The sequence below is a fragment of the uncultured Serinicoccus sp. genome, assembly GCF_947487915.1.
Classification (GTDB): domain Bacteria; phylum Actinomycetota; class Actinomycetes; order Actinomycetales; family Dermatophilaceae; genus Ornithinicoccus.
This window is the reverse complement of sequence record NZ_CANKYH010000016.1, coordinates 1-16,649: the sequence shown is the minus strand read 5'-3', so window position 1 is coordinate 16,649 and position 16,649 is coordinate 1. Positions and strand designations below refer to the sequence as shown.

Here is a 16,649-nt window from a genome sequence, read left to right as displayed (position 1 = left end):
TCATTGTCCCTGGCGCAGGTCGGCCACCGCACGGCGGGCCGAGGCGATGCAGGCCGGGATCCCGACCCCGTCGTAGGTCGCCCCGCAGACGGCCAGACCGGGGACCCTGGCCACGTCGGCGCGCACCCGCTCGACGAGGTCGAGGTGCCCGACGGCGTACTGCGGCAGCGCCCCGCCCCAGCGCTGCACGTGCGCATCCACCGGCGCGGGCAGCGGCCGGCCCAGGGCCTCGCCCAGGTCGGCGAGCGCCGCGTCGAGCAGCTCGCCGTCGGGGCGCTGCAGCGTGGCCTCCTCCCCGTGCCGGCCGATCGAGGCCCGCAGGAAGGTGAGGTGCCGGCCCTGCCCGCCGGCGTCCCGGCCCAGGTCGTGCACCCAGGCCCACTTGGTCGCGCTGAACGTCGCCGCCTTGATCGTGCGGCCGTCCACGGGCGGCACGAGGATGCCGGAGCCGTCCAGCCCGCCCAGCTCGGCGGTGTCCAGGGCGAGGGTCAGCACGGCCATGGAGGCCGTCTCGACCGCGCCCAGCCCCCGGGCCGCGGCGGGCGCCACCGGGTCGAGCAGCCGGGCCGTGGGGGCGGGCGGCAGGGCCAGCACCACCCGGTCGGCCCGGTATGCCGTGGGGCTCGGCCGCGGCCCGGTCACCACCTCGAAGCCCCCATCGGGCAGGCGCCGCAGCTCGCGCGCGACCACCCCGGTCTCGAGGCGGACCCCTGCGTCGGTCAGCAGGCCGGCCAGCGCCTGCGGCCAGCGGTGCAGCCCACCACGGACCCCGGCGAAGACGGGTGCGGCGGCGGCCGACTGGGTGCCGTCGGTCGCGGCGGGCAGCAGCCGGCTCGCGGCGTCCTGCAGCCGCTGCCCGTCCTGGGCCGCGCGCAGCAGGGCCGGCAGCGCGGCCCGGGCCGAGAGCAGCCGGGCGTGCCCGGCGTAGACCCCGCCCAGCAGCGGCTCCACCAGCCGTTCGGTAACGGCCGACCCGAGCCGGGCGCCCACCAGATCCCCGACGGAGACGTCGTCCTCCTCCACCGGCCGGGCGACCTCGGCGAGTGCACGGTCCACCTCCGACCCGGTGAGCGGGCCGTCGAGCAGGGTGGGGTCCGCCGGCACCCCCATGAGGGTGCGGGGCGGAAGCAGGTGGATCCGCCCGCGGCTCCACACCTGCGCACGGGCCCCGGTGGGGTGGACCAGGTCGTCGCCGAGGCCGGCGCGGGCCACCAGGTCGGTCCCTTCCGGCCGCCGCGCGAGCATGGCCTCGGCCCCGGTGTCCACCAGCTGCCCCGCGACCCGCTCGCCGCGCAGCTTGCCGCCCACCCGGTCGGCCCCCTCCAGCAGGGTGACCTCGTCCCCGGCCGGCACGCGCCCGTCCTCGGTGAGCAGCGCCAACGCCGCCGCGAGACCGCTGATGCCGCCGCCGATGACCAGGGTGGACGTCATACCTCCAGCGTCTCACCCGGGGCACCGGCCCCGGGTGCGGGGCCGTGACCCGATCGTGTCCGGACCGTGACGCCGCGCCCGGAACGGCCTCCCGGGCCGGCCCGTCGCAGGTCACGACCGCAGGACCCGCCTGCGCCGGACCAGGAGGACTCCCATGACGGCTCGACTGACGGCGGCGGTGCTCGCGCTGCTGCTCCTGCTCACCGGGTGCACCGGCTCGGGGAGCACCGGCACCTCCGAGCAGGCGATGGACGCCTCCGACGCCGGGGCCGCGGGCGGAGCGCAGGCCAGCGACGCGTCCGCTGCGGACGATGGCTCCGCGGCCGCCGAGGACCAGGCCGGCGACGGGGCCCAGCTCGGCACGGCCGCCGACCTGGGAACGGTCGCCACGGACGCACAGGCCCCTCTCATGGTCCGCAGCGTCGAGCTCGAGGTGGTCGTCGAGGACGTGGGTGCGGCGGTGACCCGGGCGCGCGCGACCACGGCCGGCGCGGGCGGTTACGTCTCCTCCGAGGACGTCGTGCCGGCCCGGGAGTCCGGGGACGGCTACGGCTCGATCGTCCTGCGGGTCCCGTCCGACGACCTCGACGCGGTCGTCACCAGCCTGGGCGAGCTCGGTGAGGTCCGGGCGAGCCGCAGCAGCGCCGAGGACGTCACGACCGAGTACCGCGACGTCGAGGCCAGGATCGCCACCATGGAGGCCGGAGCGGAGCGGCTGCGCGAGCTCGTGGCCGAGGCCTCCTCGCTCCAGGACATCGCCGAGCTGGAGGGCGAGCTCACCACCCGTGAGGCCGAGCTCGATGCGCTCAAGGCACGGATGCAGGTGCTCGAGGACGACGTGGCGCTCTCGACCATCACCCTGCACCTGGCCGAGCGGACCGAGGACCTCGAGGAGGTGGCTCCCCGCACCGGCTTCGTCGGCGGCCTGGGCCAGGGGTGGCAGGCCTTCACCACGTCGGTGACGATGGTCCTGACCCTCGTCGGCACGCTGCTGCCCTTCGCCGTCGTCGTGGCGCTGGTGGCCCTGCCGGCCCTGTGGTGGCTGCGCCGCCGGCGCACGCAGGCGGGCACGACCGGGCGTGGGACACTGCAGGAGTGACCTCCGCCGCCTCGCCGACGCTCGATCCCACCCCCGACCTGGCCGACAGCACCCTGGTGCGGTCGGCCCGCCGCCAGCCCGTGCCGCACACCCCCGTGTGGTTCATGCGGCAGGCCGGGCGCTCGCTGCCGGAGTACCGCGAGGTCCGCAAGGACGTCGCCATGCTGACGTCCTGCCGCACCCCCGAGCTGGTCACCGAGATCACCCTGCAGCCGGTGCGCCGGCACGGGGTCGACGCCGCGATCTTCTTCAGCGACATCGTCGTCCCGCTGCAGGCCGTGGGGGTGGACGTCGACATCGTCGCCGGCACCGGGCCGGTCATCGCCGAGCCGATCCGCACCCGCGCCGACCTCGACCGGCTGCCCGAGCTGACCCCCGACCACGTGCCCGACATCGCCGAGTCGGTCAGGTTGTTGGTGGCCGAGCTCGGCGCCACCCCGTTGATCGGCTTCGCGGGGGCCCCGTTCACGCTGGCGTCCTACCTGGTCGAGGGCGGTCCGTCGAAGAACCACGAGCGGACCAAGGCACTCATGCACGGCGACCCGCAGCTGTGGAGCGACCTGTGCGCCCGGCTGGCGCAGATCTCCGGGGCGTTCCTGCGGGTGCAGGCGCAGGCGGGGGCGAGCGCCGTCCAGCTCTTCGACTCCTGGGCCGGGCACCTCTCGCGCGCCGACTACCGGCGCCACGTCGAGCCGCACAGCCGCCGCGTGCTCGAGGGCGTCGCGGACCTCGGCGTCCCGCGCATCCACTTCGGCGTCGGCACCGGGGAGCTGCTGCCGGCCATGGCGGACGCCGGCGCCGACGTCATCGGGGTCGACTACCGCGTCAGCCTCACCGACGCGGTGGAGCGGACCGGTGGCCGGTACGCCGTCCAGGGCAACCTCGACCCCGCGTTGCTCTTCGCCCCCTGGGAGGCGTTGGAGGCGCGGGTCCGCGAGATCGTCGAGGAGGGCAGCGCCGCCCCGGGCCACATCTTCAACCTGGGGCACGGGGTGCTGCCGGACACCGACCCCACCGTGCTGACCCGCGTCGTGGAGCTGGTGCACGAGATCTCCGCCCGCTGAGGCAACCATTCGCGACGCCCGGTGAGGGCGGAGGCAACCGTTCGCGACGCCCGGTGAGGGCGGAGCCCACCATTCGCGACGCCCGGTGGGAATCCCTCGGAGCGAGGTGCGGGGCACGCGCCCCAGCGCGGGGTATGCCGTGCCCGTCTCGTCAGCGGTGCGCCTGCAGCGCCTGGACGAGCACCGGCACCACCAGCTCACGCTGCCAGGGGCGCGCACCGAGCTCGGCGAGGCGCTGCTCCACCACCTCGGTCGCGGGGTCCTCGGGCGGCGTCCAGAGCACCCGACGGACGACGTCGGGGGTCATGAGGTTCTCGACCGGGATCTCCAGCCGCTCGGACAGCTCGGTCAGGGCGGCGCGCACCTCGGTGAGGCGGTCCGCCGCGGCCGGGTCCCGGTCGGCCCAGGCGCGGGGCGGCGGCGGGGCGTCGCCGCGGGGGGCCGGCTCGGGCAGGTCCTCCTCGGCGAGCTCGGCGGCGGTGCGGATGGCCGCGAGCCACGCCCGCTGGTGGCGCAGCAGGCCCTGCTCGGCCCGCCGCTGCCGGGTCCGTGAGCTCTCCTTGCGCTCCGAGGCGAGCGCCGAGGCCTGGCCCGGCATCCGCTGCGCGAGGTCCAGGAGGGTGCCGTCGGGCAGGACCCGGCCCGGGGGGACGTCGCGCTCCCGGGCGATGGCGTCGCGGGTCAGCCACAGCTCGCGCAACGCGGCCAGCGAGCGTCGCTTCCGCAGCCGGTGGATCCCGGTGGTCCGCCGCCACGCGTCCGGCTCGTCGGCCCCGGGGGGACCGGTGAAGTCGCAGAGCGCGGCGAACTCCTGCTCGGCCCACTCCAGCTTGCCCTGCTCGCTCAGATCGCGCTCCATCCGCGCGCGCAGGGTGACGAGCAGCTCGACGTCCAGCGCGGCGTAGCGCAGCCACGGCTCGGGCAGCGGCCGGGTGGACCAGTCGACGGCCGAGTGCTCCTTGGCCAGGGTGACCCCGAGGTAGTACTCGAGGACCGCCGACAGCCCCACCCGCGGAAGGCCGGCCAGCCGGGCCCCCAGCTCGGTGTCGAAGAGCGAGCGCGGGCGCAGGCCGAGCTCGGCCAGGCACGGGATGTCCTGGGTGGCGGCGTGCAGCACCCACTGCGCGGGGGCCAGCGCCTCGTCCAGCGCCCGGAGGTCCGCGAAGGGGACGGGGTCGATGAGCCAGGTGCCCGCCCCCTCGCGGCGCAGCTGGACGAGGTAGGCCTTCTGCCCGTAGCGGTAGCCGGAGGCGCGCTCGGCGTCGACCGCGACCGGACCCTCACCGCCGGCCAGGGCGGCGAGGGCGTCGTCCATGCCCTCGGGGGTGTCCACGACCGTCGGCACTCCTTCGGGCGGTGCCTCCAGCCGGTGGAAGTCCGAGCGGGGGTCGTCGTCGGGGAGGTCGGAGCTCATCTCAGCGGCGGACCCCGGACAGCGCCACCACGCCCTCGGGCAGCGGCGGGAGACCGGCCAGCGTGCACAGCAGGTCACCCCACGCGCCGAGGTGGGCGGCCATCTCGCGGGCCTCGTCGCCGTCGGTCAGCACCGGGGTCCAGGAGGCCCTGATCTCCAGCTCGACCGAGGGCTCGCGGTCCGCGAGCGCGCCGAAGCTCTCGGAGGTCACGCAGGTCACCGTGCCGGCCGCGGCCGTCCAGCCGAGCCCGGCCTGCTCGAGGGCGTCGGTGAGCCAGGACCAGCCGGCCTGCCCGGCGAGCGGGTCGTGCCCGACCTCCGGCTCCATCTGCGCCTTGGCGTAGGTGACGGCACGCCAGGTCCCCTCCCACGGCTCGGGCCCCTCCGGGTCGTGCAGCACGACGAAGCGGCCGGTGACGATCGGGTCCTCGTCCTCCAGCCTGGAGGGGACGACCTCCCCGGAGAGCGCGACGGCGTGCGGGGCCAGCCTGCTGGGGGCGGGCACCTCCTCGATGACCATCTCCGGTCGCAGGGCGGCGCTCCTGATACCGTCGAGGGCGCGTTGGAAGACGCCGGCGTCGGGCGTCACGGGGTCCGCCGCGGCTCGACGCCGCGGCCGCTGGTCGGAGATCCGGCTCACCACGTCCCCAGCGTAGGCCCCGGGTGCCGCCCTCGCCCGGAGCGCAACGCCGGACGATCCCCGGCGCACCGCCACCCCATCCACCCAGCCATATCTCATATATGTGATCTAAGGTTGATTCCATGACCGAGAGCTACCTCTCCCGCATCGGCGGGCTCATCCGCGACGCCCGTCGACACAAGGACCTCACCCAGGCCGAGCTGGCCGAGCTGCTGAGCACCAGCCAGAGCGCCGTCGCCCGCATCGAGCAGGGCAAGCAGAACCTCTCCCTGGAGATGATCGCGCGGATCGGCGAGAAGCTGGACTCCGAGATCGTGCAGGTCTCCTCGGGCATCCCGCAGAACCTGCGGATCGAGGGGGGCGTCAAGCTGTCCGGGGACATCGACGTGCGCACCTCCAAGAACGCCGCCGTCGCGCTGCTGTGCGCCTCGCTGCTCAACAAGGGGCGCACCACGCTGCGCAACCTGGCCCGGATCGAGGAGGTCAACCGGATCACCGAGGTGCTGAGCAGCATCGGTTTCAAGATCCGTTGGCTCCCGGACTCCTCCGACCTCGAGATCGTCCCGCCGGAGCGGATCGACCTGGACGCGATCGATGAGGCGGCGGCGCGCCGCACCCGGACCATCATCATGTTCCTCGGGCCGCTCATGCACGAGTTCGACACCTTCGAGCTGCCGTATGCCGGGGGCTGCGACCTCGGTACCCGCACCGTCGAGCCGCACATGATCGCGCTGCGGCACTTCGGTCTCGACGTCACCGCCACCACCGGCAGCTACCACGCCACGGTCGACCGGGCGGTCTCCCCGGGACGCCCGATCGTGCTCACCGAGCGTGGCGACACGGTCACCGAGAACGTCCTCCTGGCCGCCGCCCGGCACACGGGCACGACGGTCATCCGCAACGCCAGCTCCAACTACATGGTGCAGGACCTGTGCGTCTTCCTGCAGCAGCTCGGGGTGCAGATCGAGGGGCTGGGCACGACCACGCTGACCGTGACCGGGGTCGGCGAGATCGACACCGACATCGAGTACGCCCCCTCCGAGGACCCCATCGAGGCCATGAGCCTGCTGGCGGCGGCCGTCGTGACCGGCAGCGCCATCACCATCCGGCGGGTGCCGATCGAGTTCATGGAGATCGAGCTGGCCGTCCTGGGCACCATGGGGTTCGAGTGCGACCTGTCGGAGGAGTACGCCAGCGCGAACGGGCATACCCGGCTGGTCGACCTCACCACCATCCCGGGGCCGCTGCGGGCGCCGCTGGACAAGATCCACCCGCTGCCCTTCCCGGGGCTCAACATCGACAACCTGCCGTTCTTCGCGATCATCGCGGCCTGCGCGCAGGGCTCGACGCTCATCCACGACTGGGTCTACGAGAACCGCGCCATCTACCTCACCGAGCTGACCACGCTGGGGGCGAAGGTCCACCTCATGGACCCGCACCGGGTGATGATCGAGGGTCCGACCCGGTGGCGCGCCGGCGAGATCATGTGCCCGCCGGCCCTGCGCCCGGGCGTGGTGATCCTGCTGGCGATGCTGGCGGCGCCCGGCACCTCGGTGCTGCGCAACGTCTACGTCATCAACCGCGGCTACGAGGACCTCGCCACCCGGCTGAACGCGCTCGGCGCGCGGATCCAGACCTTCCGCGACATCTGAGGTGGAGCTCGTCCGGGACGAGCGCGGCGGGGTGACCGTCCTGCGGGACGGCCACCCGCAGTCCTACGTCGACACCGACGACCCGCTGCTGCTCGTCTTCGAGTACGTCCAGCACCTCGCCCTGGTGCTCGAGTCGCTGCGGCCGGACCCGGCTCCGCTGGCGGTCACGCACGTCGGTGGGGCCGGTATGACGCTGGCCCGCTGGGTGCACCGCACCCACCCGGGGTCGCCGCAGATCGTCCTGGAGCCGGACACCGCGCTCACCGAGCTGGTGCGCCGCGAGCTGCCGCTGCCCCGGGGCCACCGGATCCGGGTGCGCCCGCAGACCGGCCAGGAGGGCGTCGCGGGGCTGCGGGACGGCTCGGCCGACGTCGTCGTGGTCGACGCCTACGACGAGGGCCGGGTCCCCGGTGCGCTGGCCGGGCAGGCCTTCGCCCGGGAGCTGGCCCGGGTGCTCGCGGCCGACGGGCTGCTGCTCGTCAACGCCGCCGACCTGCCGGGCCTGCGCTGGGTGGCCCGGCTCGGAGCCACCCTGCGCACCGCCCTGCCGCACGTCGGCCAGCTCGTGCTGCGCGAGGTGGCCTCGGGCAAGCGCTACGGCAACGTCGTGCTGGTGGCCTCCCGCCGGCCGCTGGACGACGTGACCCTCACGCGCGCCGCCGCGCGGGCCCCCTTCCCGACCCGCTGGCGGCCCAGCGCCGAGGTCGCGGCGGCCGAGCGCGGGGTCCGGGCCTTCGGCGAGGTCGGTGACCCCTCTCCCCCGCCGCCGGACTCGGGGCCGCTGCGACTGCGCTGAGCCCGCCCTCACGAGCAGCCCGGGGCGCGGTCCCCGCCGGTCGGGGAAACCTCGCCGTCATCTGGCGGCCCTAGGCTGGGACCATGCGGAATCGTGAGGACATCGACGCCTGGCTGACCGACATGGACGGCGTCCTGGTGCACGAGAACCATGCGCTGCCGGGCGCCCGGGCGCTCATCGACCACTGGGAGGTGACCCACACCCCCTACCTCGTCCTCACCAACAACTCCATCTACACCGCGCGCGACCTCTCGGCACGCCTGCGCCACGCCGGGCTGCCGGTCCCCGAGGAGCGCATCTGGACCAGCGCCCTGGCGACCGCCGACTTCGTCGCCACGCAGAAGCCCGGGGGGTCGGCCTACGTCGTGGGCCAGGCCGGCATCATCACGGCCCTGCACGAGGTCGGGTTCACCATGACCGAGAAGGACCCCGACTTCGTCGTCATCGGCGAGACCCGGCAGTACTCCTTCGAGGCCATCACCACGGCGGTGCGGCTCGTCGCCGACGGCGCCCGCTTCATCGTCACCAACCCGGACGCGACCGGGCCCAGCGCCGACGGCATCCTGCCGGCGACGGGGGCGATCAGCGCCCTGGTGACGAAGGCGACGGGACGGGAGCCGTATGTCGTGGGCAAGCCCAACCCGATGATGTTCCGGTCCGCGCTGCGCACCATCGGCGCGCACAGCGAGAGCACCGGCATGATCGGCGACCGCATGGACACCGACATCATCGCCGGGATGGAGGCCGGCCTGCACACCGTGCTGGTCCTGACCGGGATCAGCACCGCGGACACCCTCGCGTCCTACCCGTTCCGGCCGGACGAGGTGCTGGGCGGCGTCGGCGAGCTGGTGCCGAGCGAGCCGGTGACCTCCGAGATCGAGGCGCCGCGCAGCGACGTGTGACCGAGCGCGCCCAGCCGATACCCTCGGAGGGTGCGCACGGCATACCTGGACCACCCCGGCCCCATCGCGATGGCCCATCGCGGGTTCGACGCCGGCGACACCGGCCTGGAGAACTCCATGCCGGCCTTCCAGGCGGCCGTGGACCTGGGCTACCGCTACGTCGAGACCGACGTGCACGCCACCCGGGACGGAGTCGTCGTGGCCTTCCACGACGAGACGCTCGACCGCGTCACCGACCGGCGCGGCGCCATCCCGGACCTCTCGTGGCGCGAGGTGTCCCGGGCGCTCATCGCCGGCAGCGAGCCGGTACCCCGCCTGGAGGACCTGCTCGGGTCCTTCCCCGAGGTGCGGGTCAACATCGACATCAAGACCCCCGGCGCGATCGTGCCGCTCGTGCAGGTCATCGAGCGCACGCAGGCGCACGGGCGGGTGTGCGTGACCAGCTTCTCCGACCAGCGGCGCGACGCCGCCGTCATGCGCCTGACCCGACCGGTCGCCACCTCGGCCGGGCAGCGCAGCACGGCGTCGTTCCGGGCCGCCGCGACGCTGCCGCCGCTCATCCGGGCCACCGTGGCGGCTCGGGCCCTGCGCACCGTCGACGCCCTGCAGGTGCCGCCGTACCACCACGGCCTGGAGGTCGTCACCCCGACGACGCTGGACGCGGCCCACGAGATCGGCAAGCTCGTGCACGTCTGGACCATCAACGACGCGGCCGAGATGGAGCGCCTGCTCGACCTCGGCGTGGACGGCATCATGACCGACCGCGCCGACGTGCTCAAGGACGTGCTGATCCGTCGCGGCCAGTGGGTCGCCTGACCCGGACCCGTCCTAGTAGACGTCGCGCTGGTAGCGCCGGGCGTCCCGCAGCCCGCCCAGGTAGTCCTCGGCGGCCTCGGCGCCCACGCCCCGGTGCTCGGCGACGATGTCGACGAGGGCGGCGTGCACGTCCTTGGCCATCCGGTCGGCGTCCCCGCAGACGTAGAGGTGCGCCCCGCGCTCCAGCCAGTCGTAGACCTCGGCCCCGTGCTGCCGCAGCCGGTCCTGCACGTAGACCTTCTCGGCCTGGTCCCGGCTGAAGGCGACGTCCATGCGGGTCAGCAGCCCGGACCGGAGGTAGCCCTGCATCTCGACCTGGTAGAGGAAGTCCTGGGTGAAGTGCGGGTTGCCGAAGAACAGCCAGTTGTCGCCCTCGGCCCCGGCGGCGTCCCGCTCCTGCAGGAACGCGCGGAAGGGGGCGATCCCGGTGCCAGGGCCGACCATGATCGTCGGGACGGCCGGGTCCTGCGGGAGCCGGAAGTGCTCACCGGACTCGACGTAGACCTTGACCCGGTCGCCCTCCTCGGAGCGCCGCACGTGGCCCGAGCACCCGCCCAGGTGCGCGCGACCGAAACCGTCCCACTCGAGCACGCCGACGGTGAGGTGCACCTCGTCCTCCACCTCACGCTGGCTGGAGGCGATGGAGTACAGCCGCGGCTGCATCTTGCGCAGGGCGTCGACGAGCTGCTGCGCGCCGACCGGTGCCGGGTGCTCGTGCAGGATGTCGTAGATCTGGCGCTCCTCCAGGAAGGAGCGCAGCGCCGCCTTGTCCTGCGCCATCTCGGCCAGCGTCGCCAGGCCCGCCGCCTCGGCATACTTCTGCACGAAGCCGGGGTAGGACTGGGTGAGCTCGAGGTCGTCGAGCAGGGCGTCGCGCAGCGTCCTGGTGGTCTCGCCGAGGGTGACCTCCTGGGTCCCGTCCAGCTCCAGGACCGTCAGGACCGCGTCGACGGCCTCGGGGTCGTTGCGGAAGAACACGCCGAGGGAGTCCCCCGGCTGGTAGGTCAGCCCGGAGCCCTCCAGCGAGATCTCGACGTGCCGCACGTCCTTGGTGCTCGTCCGTCCGGTGATCTTCTGGACCTCCCCGATCTCGGCGAGGAAGGGGCTGCGCCGCGAGTATGCCGTCGGTGCCGCCGCCGCGAGACCGGGCATCTGGACCACGGTCCCGCCGGCAGGGGTGACGGCGGTGAGCTCGGGCTCGAAGACGTCGAGCGTGGACTCGACCCAGCCGGCCACCTGGTCCTCGTAGTCCACGTCGAGGAGCAGCCGCTCGGCGACCACGGTCGCGCCGAGCGCGCGCAGCCGGTCCTCGAAGTCCACCGCCGCCTGGCAGTAGAACTCGTAGCTGGAGTCGCCCAGCCCGAGGACGGTGACCTGGGCGCCGGAGAGGTCGGGGGCCTTGCGGGAGCTGAGGAAGGTATGCAGCTTCTCCGCGCTCTCCGGGGGGTCGCCCTCGCCGTGGGTCGAGACGACGACGGTGAGGAACCTCTCGGACTTCAGCTGGGTGGGCTTGTAGTCGGCCATGTCGACCAGCGACACGGTCAGCCCGCGGTCCCGGGCGGCCTGGGCCAGGTCGCCCGCCACGTGCCGGGCGTTGCCGGTCTGGGAGCCGTAGAGCACGGTGAGGGTGGCCGCCTCGGCGGAGGCCGCGGCAGCGGGGCCGGTCGGGTCGGCACCCTCGGCGCTGCCGGCCAGGTAGCCGCTGACCCACATCCGTTGCAATGGGGTGAGCGTCGAGGCCAGCTCGGCGAACCGCTGGTGCTGGTCCGGCGTCAGGGGGCTCGCGCCCGCGAGCAGCTGGGGCGTCGTCGTCATGCGCCCTCCTGCTCCACGTGCAGGCCGCACTCGCGGACCAGGCCGAAGAAGCGCGAGCCCTCCGCGTCCAGCTCGTCCGCGGCCCGGCGCGTGGTGTGGGTGTCGCCGATGCTGAGGTAGCCCTCGTGGAACAGCGGGTGGTAGGGCAGGTCGTGCTCGGTGAGGTAGCGGTGCACGTCGCGGTCGGTCCAGTCGACGACCGGGTGGACCTTGACCCGCCCGTTCTGCTGCTCCACCGGCTGGCGCCCGGCGCGACCGGTGGACTGCTCGCGGCGCAGCCCGCTGAACCACGTGCCGATCCCGAGCTCGGTCATGGCCCGCTGCATCGGCTCGACCTTGTTGATCCGGTTGTACTCGGTGATGCCCTCGACGCCCTGCTCCCAGAGCCGCCCGAAGCGCGCCTCCTGCCAGGCGGGGGACATCGGCGAGCGGTAGACGTGCAGGTTGAGGCCGAGCCGGTCGGTGAGCTCGTCGACGAAGCGGTAGGTCTCCGGGAAGAGGTACCCGGTGTCGAAGAGCAGCACCGGCACGTCGGGCACGACCCGGGTCACCAGGTGCAGCATGACGGCGGACTGGACCCCGAAGCTGGAGGTCACGGCATACCCGCCTGGGAGGTGCTCCAGGGCCCAGTCGATCCGCTGCTGGGCGCTGCACCCCTCGAGGCCGGCCGCCGCCGACCCCAGGTCGTGCGACGAGAACGGCAGGGTGCTGCAGCCGTCGTGGGTGGCGAGAGCGCTCATGGTGTGTCCTCTCGGCTGGTCAGGCGTGGAAGTCGGTGCGGGAGACGGTGACCTTGGCCACGACCCCGGTGCGGATGAAGAAATCGCCGAACCCCTCGCCCTCCTCGCGCCCGGAGACCCAGGCGCCGATGAGGTGGTCCAGCTCCTCGAGGATGACCTCGGGGCTGATGTTCTCCCGGTAGAGCTTCGGGACCCGGGTGCCGATGCGGTCGCCACCGAGGTGCAGGTTGTACTTCCCCGGGCCCTTGCCCACCAGGCCCACCTCGGCGAGCATGGCGCGCGAGCACCCGTTGGGGCACCCCGAGACCCGCAGCACGAGGTGGTCGTCGGGGATGCCGTGCTTGACGAGCAGCTGCTCGACCTGGGCGACGAAGCCGGGCAGGAAGCGCTCGGACTCGGCCATGGCCAGGGGGCAGGTCGGGAAGGAGACGCAGGCCATCGAGTTGCGCAGCTGCGGGGTGACGGTGTCGTCGACGAGGCCGTGCTGCCGGGCGATCCGCTCGATCGTCCGCTTCTGCGCGGTGGGCACCCCGGCGATGACGAGGTTCTGGTTGGCGGTGAGCCGGAAGTGGCCGCGGTGGACCTCGGCGATCTTGCGCAGCCCGGTCTTGATCGGGCGGCCCTGCTCGTCGCGGACGCGTCCGTTGAGGATGAAGACGGTGAGGTGCCAGGTGCCGTCGGTGCCCTTGACCCAGCCGAAGCGGTCGCCGCGGGAGGTGAAGGTGTAGGGCCGGGAGGGCTCGAAGGTGATGCCGGCGCGGCGCTCGACCTCGGCCTGGAAGACGTCCGTCCCGACCCGGTCGAGGGTGTACTTCGTCTTGGCGTTCTTGCGGTCCGTGCGGTTGCCCCAGTCCCGCTGCACCGTGACGACGTGCTCGGCCACCGCGAGGGTGTGCTCGAGGGGGATGAAGCCGAGGTCGTCGGCCGTCCGCGGGTAGGTGGCGGTGTCGCCGTGGGTCATCGCCAGCCCGCCGCCGACGAGGACGTTCCAACCGACGAGCGTGCCGTCCTCGACGATCCCCAGGAAGTTGAGGTCGTTGGCGTGCAGGTCGACCTCGTTGTCCGGCGGCAGCGACACGGTGGTCTTGAACTTGCGCGGCAGGTAGGTCTCGCCCAGCACCGGCTCCTGCGTGCTCAGCGCCTTCTCGCCGTCCAGGAAGATCTCGTAGTAGGCCGTGGTCCGCGGCAGCAGGTGCTCGGAGATGCGTCGGGACCAGTCGTGCACCTCGGCGTGCAGCGCGGACTCCAGCGGGTTGCTCGAGCAGAGGACGTTGCGGTTGACGTCACCGGCCGTGGCGATGGAGTCCAGGCCCACCGCGTTGATGGCCCGGTGGGTGTCCTTGATGTCCGGCTTGAAGACGCCGTGGAACTGGAAGGTCTGGCGGGTCGTCAGCCGGACCGAGCCGTAGAGCGTGTGCTGTTCGGCCCAGTCCTCCACGGCCAGCCACTGCTCGGGCGTCATGACGCCACCGGGGACACGGGCCCGGAGCATGACGTTGATGAGGGGCTCGAGCTTCTGCTGAGCACGCTCGGCACGGATGTCCCGGTCGTCCTGCTGGTACATCCCGTGGAAGCGGATGAGCTGGAAGTTGTCCGGGCTGAAGCCGCCGGTGATCTGGTCCTTCAGGTCCGCGGCGATCGTCCCGCGCAGGTAGTTGCTCTCCCGCTTGAGGCGTTCGTTGTCGGACAGCGGGCCCTCGACGATCAGCGGGGCGTCCTGCTGGCTCTTCGGCATCTGGTGCGGCTTTCCGTCCGGTCACAAGGTTGAGCAGGCACCCACGGCGGTGTGCCTGCTCAACGGTAAGCAAGAATTATGCCTAACCTTATTCCACGGCATGGATGGTGCGTCAAACCGGTGGCCACGACCGGTGCGGCTGCGGGGATCCTGCCCGGCGACCGCACGGTATGCGGCCGCGACCGGTGCGGCTGCACGGATCCTGTCCGCGGGGCCCGGGCGGGTGGCGCCGGGGGCGGAGAGGTCGGCAGCGGCAGGTCGGGACTCAGCCCTGGGGGACGTGCGCCTCCAGCTCGGCCAGCCAGACCCGGGCGTTGGCGTCGGAGGGTGCGCGCCAGTCACCGCGCGGCGACAGGGCGCCGGCCGAGGACACCTTGGGTCCGTTGGGCAGCGCGGAGCGCTTGAACTGGCTGAACGCGAAGAACCGCTCGACGAAGAGCACCAGCCAGCGACGGATCTGCGCCAGGTCGTAGGCGTTGCGCCCCTCCTCCGGGAACCCGGGGGGCCACGGGCCGCGCTCGACGTCCCGCCACGCGTGCCAGGCGAGGAAGGCGACCCGGCTGGGCGGCATACCGAAACGCAGGACGTGGTGCAGGGTGAAGTCCTGCAGCTCGTAGGGCCCGATCTTCTCCTGCGTCGACTGCACCTGCCCGTCCTCCCCGGCCGGCACCAGCTCGGGGGTGATCTCGGTGTCGAGGATCGAGGTGAGGACCTCACCGGTGCGGGCCTCGAAGAGCCCCTCGCCGACCACCCAGCGGATGACGTGCTGGATCATCGTCTTGGCCAATCCCGAGTTGACGGTGTAGTGCGACATCTGGTCACCCACGCCGTAGGTGCACCAGCCCAGCGCCAGCTCCGAGAGGTCGCCGGTCCCCAGGACGATGCCGCCGCGCTGGTTGGCGGCCCGGAAGAGGACGTCCGTGCGCAGGCCGGCCTGGACGTTCTCGAAGGTCACGTCGTAGACCGGCTCGCCCTCGGAGAACGGGTGCCCCAGGTCCTCGAGCATCTGCCGGGCCAGGGGCCGGATGTCGATCTCCTCGAAGGTCACCCCGAGCGAGGTCGCGAGCTCGGTCGCGTTGTCCTTGGTGTGGTCGCTGGTCGCGAAGCCAGGCAGGGTGAAGGCGAGGATGTCGCTGCGCGGTCGGCCGGCGCGGTCCATGGCGCGGGCAGCGACGATGAGGGCGTGCGTGGAGTCCAGGCCACCGGACACCCCGATGACGACCTTCGGGTCGCCGATCGCGGCCAGACGCTGGGCCAGCGCGGTGACCTGGATGCTGAACGTCTCGTAGCAGTCCTGCGCCAGGTCGGCGGGGTCGTCCGGGACGAAGGGGAAGCGGTCCACCGTGCGGCGCAGCCCGATGTCGGTGTGCGGGGGGTCCAGCACGAGGTCGACCGTGCGGAAGCGGGTGACCCGGTCGCCCAGGGCGAGGGCGTTGTCGTCGAAGCTGCCCTGCCGGGCCCGGTCGGCGCGGATACGCAGCAGGTCGACGTCGGCGACGCTGCGGTGCGGCCCCTGCGCGAAGCGCTCGGACTCCACGAGCAGCCGCCCGAGCTCGTGGACCATCGTCTGCCCGTCCCAGGACAGATCGGTGGAGGACTCCCCCTCCCCCGCCGCCGCGTAGGCGTACGCGCACAGCATGCGCGAGCTCGCGACGGCGCACAGGGCGTGCCGCTCGGCGGACCGGCCGACGGTGATGGGGCTGCCCGAGAGGTTCGCGACGACCGTCGCGCCGGCCAGGGTCGCCTCCGCGGAGGGAGGCACCGGCACCCACACGTCTTCGCACACCTCGACGTGCAGCACCAGGCCCGGCACGTCGGTGGCCCGGAAGAGCAGGTCGGGCCCGAACGGCACCTCGACGGCGTCCCCCACCGAGCGTCGCGGATGGTTGCCCTCAGCCCCACCGGGCGTCGCAGATGGTTGCCCCTGGCCCGACCGGGCGTCGTAGATGGTTGCCTCGGGCCGCCGAAGCCGGATCGTCTGGCCGTCGGTGCCGGCGCCGGCGGCGAAGTGGCGCTTCTCGTAGAACTCGCGGTAGTTCGGCAGGTAGGACTTGGGCGCCACCCCCAGGACCTCACCGCGGTGCAGGACGACCGCGCAGTTGTAGAGCCGGTTGCGGTGCCGCAGCGGAGCCCCGACCACGACCACCGGCAGCAGCTCGCGGGTCGCCTCGGCCACCGCCCAGATCGCCTCGACCGTCGCGTCGAGCACGGCGTCCTGCAGGAGCAGGTCGTCGATGGCATACCCCGTCAGCCCGAGCTCCGGGAAGATCGCGACGGACACCCCCTCGTCGTGGCACTCACGGACCACCTCGGCGGTGCGCGCGGCGTTGGTCGCCGGGTCGGCGAGCGCAACCGGCAGGGTGCAGGCTGCGATGCGGGCGAAACCCTGGTCGTAGGCGCTGTAGAACTCCACGGGGTCAGTGTGTCAGGAGGCAACGGTCCGGGACGCCCGGTCCGGCCCGGGGCCCACCATGCGCGGCGCTCGGTGGGGTGGAGGGCAACCATGCGCGGCGCTCGGTGGGGTGGAGGGCAACCATGCGCGGCG

13 protein-coding genes are annotated in these 16,649 nt (G+C 73.1%); 6 read left to right on the top strand and 7 right to left on the bottom strand.

From position 1 onward, the window contains the following. Positions 1-1,431 carry a protoporphyrinogen oxidase gene (gene hemG / locus Q0795_RS16550; protein ID WP_298891587.1) on the bottom strand — a complete coding sequence of 477 codons (1,431 nt, stop codon included), beginning with the start codon at positions 1,429-1,431 and terminating at the stop codon, positions 1-3. Positions 1,432-1,585: 154 nt separating this feature from the next. Here hemG and Q0795_RS16545 point away from each other — a divergent pair, with 154 nt between their 5' ends. Next, positions 1,586-2,530 (top strand): DUF4349 domain-containing protein, encoded by a 945-nt coding sequence (locus Q0795_RS16545; RefSeq protein ID WP_298891586.1) that lies wholly within the window; start codon positions 1,586-1,588, stop codon positions 2,528-2,530. Then, positions 2,527-3,594, top strand: coding sequence for a uroporphyrinogen decarboxylase (gene hemE / locus Q0795_RS16540; RefSeq protein ID WP_298891584.1), 1,068 nt, complete (start codon positions 2,527-2,529; stop codon positions 3,592-3,594). Before Q0795_RS16545 ends, hemE begins: the two co-directional genes overlap by 4 nt. Before the next feature lie 151 nt (positions 3,595-3,745). Here the strand turns inward: hemE and Q0795_RS16535 are convergent, their stop codons facing one another. Together Q0795_RS16535 and Q0795_RS16530 are read right to left on the bottom strand one after the other, a co-directional pair. Further along, positions 3,746-5,008, bottom strand: a complete 1,263-nt coding sequence (locus Q0795_RS16535) for a ribonuclease D (RefSeq protein WP_298891582.1) — start codon at positions 5,006-5,008, stop codon at positions 3,746-3,748. A 1-nt stretch (position 5,009) separates the two neighbouring features. Then, entirely contained in the window at positions 5,010-5,651 is a 642-nt protein-coding gene (locus Q0795_RS16530; RefSeq protein WP_298891580.1) for a DUF3000 domain-containing protein, read from the bottom strand. Positions 5,652-5,770: 119 nt separating this feature from the next. On the opposite strand from Q0795_RS16530, the gene Q0795_RS16525 reads away from it, so the two are divergent. The 4 genes from Q0795_RS16525 to Q0795_RS16510 all read left to right on the top strand — a co-directional run bounded on the left by Q0795_RS16525 (position 5,771) and on the right by Q0795_RS16510 (position 9,814). After that, the gene (locus Q0795_RS16525) at positions 5,771-7,300 is read left to right on the top strand and encodes a UDP-N-acetylglucosamine 1-carboxyvinyltransferase (RefSeq protein WP_298891578.1); all 1,530 of its coding nucleotides are present in this window, start codon (positions 5,771-5,773) and stop codon (positions 7,298-7,300) included. A gap of 1 nt (position 7,301) precedes the next feature. Continuing rightward, positions 7,302-8,096 (top strand): spermidine synthase, encoded by a 795-nt coding sequence (locus Q0795_RS16520; protein WP_298891577.1) that lies wholly within the window; start codon positions 7,302-7,304, stop codon positions 8,094-8,096. A gap of 83 nt (positions 8,097-8,179) precedes the next feature. Then, positions 8,180-8,998 carry an HAD-IIA family hydrolase gene (locus Q0795_RS16515; protein ID WP_298891575.1) on the top strand — a complete coding sequence of 273 codons (819 nt, stop codon included), beginning with the start codon at positions 8,180-8,182 and terminating at the stop codon, positions 8,996-8,998. A 30-nt stretch (positions 8,999-9,028) separates the two neighbouring features. Next, a complete protein-coding gene (locus Q0795_RS16510) occupies positions 9,029-9,814 on the top strand; it encodes a glycerophosphodiester phosphodiesterase (protein WP_298891573.1) in 786 nt (261 codons plus the stop codon). A gap of 12 nt (positions 9,815-9,826) precedes the next feature. Here the strand turns inward: Q0795_RS16510 and Q0795_RS16505 are convergent, their stop codons facing one another. The 4 genes from Q0795_RS16505 to Q0795_RS16490 form a co-directional block, all read right to left on the bottom strand. Next, positions 9,827-11,629: an assimilatory sulfite reductase (NADPH) flavoprotein subunit gene (locus Q0795_RS16505; RefSeq protein ID WP_298891571.1), complete on the bottom strand. Its 1,803-nt coding sequence runs from the start codon at positions 11,627-11,629 to the stop codon at positions 9,827-9,829. Beyond that, entirely contained in the window at positions 11,626-12,369 is a 744-nt protein-coding gene (locus Q0795_RS16500) for a phosphoadenylyl-sulfate reductase (RefSeq protein WP_298891569.1), read from the bottom strand. The genes Q0795_RS16505 and Q0795_RS16500 overlap by 4 nt, the downstream gene beginning before the upstream one ends. A 19-nt stretch (positions 12,370-12,388) precedes the next feature. After that, positions 12,389-14,104 carry an assimilatory sulfite reductase (NADPH) hemoprotein subunit gene (gene cysI, locus Q0795_RS16495; RefSeq protein ID WP_298891568.1) on the bottom strand — a complete coding sequence of 572 codons (1,716 nt, stop codon included), beginning with the start codon at positions 14,102-14,104 and terminating at the stop codon, positions 12,389-12,391. Between the two features lie 265 nt (positions 14,105-14,369). After that, the gene (locus Q0795_RS16490) at positions 14,370-16,517 is read right to left on the bottom strand and encodes an NAD(+) synthase (protein ID WP_298891567.1); all 2,148 of its coding nucleotides are present in this window, start codon (positions 16,515-16,517) and stop codon (positions 14,370-14,372) included. Positions 16,518-16,649 lie beyond the last annotated feature (132 nt).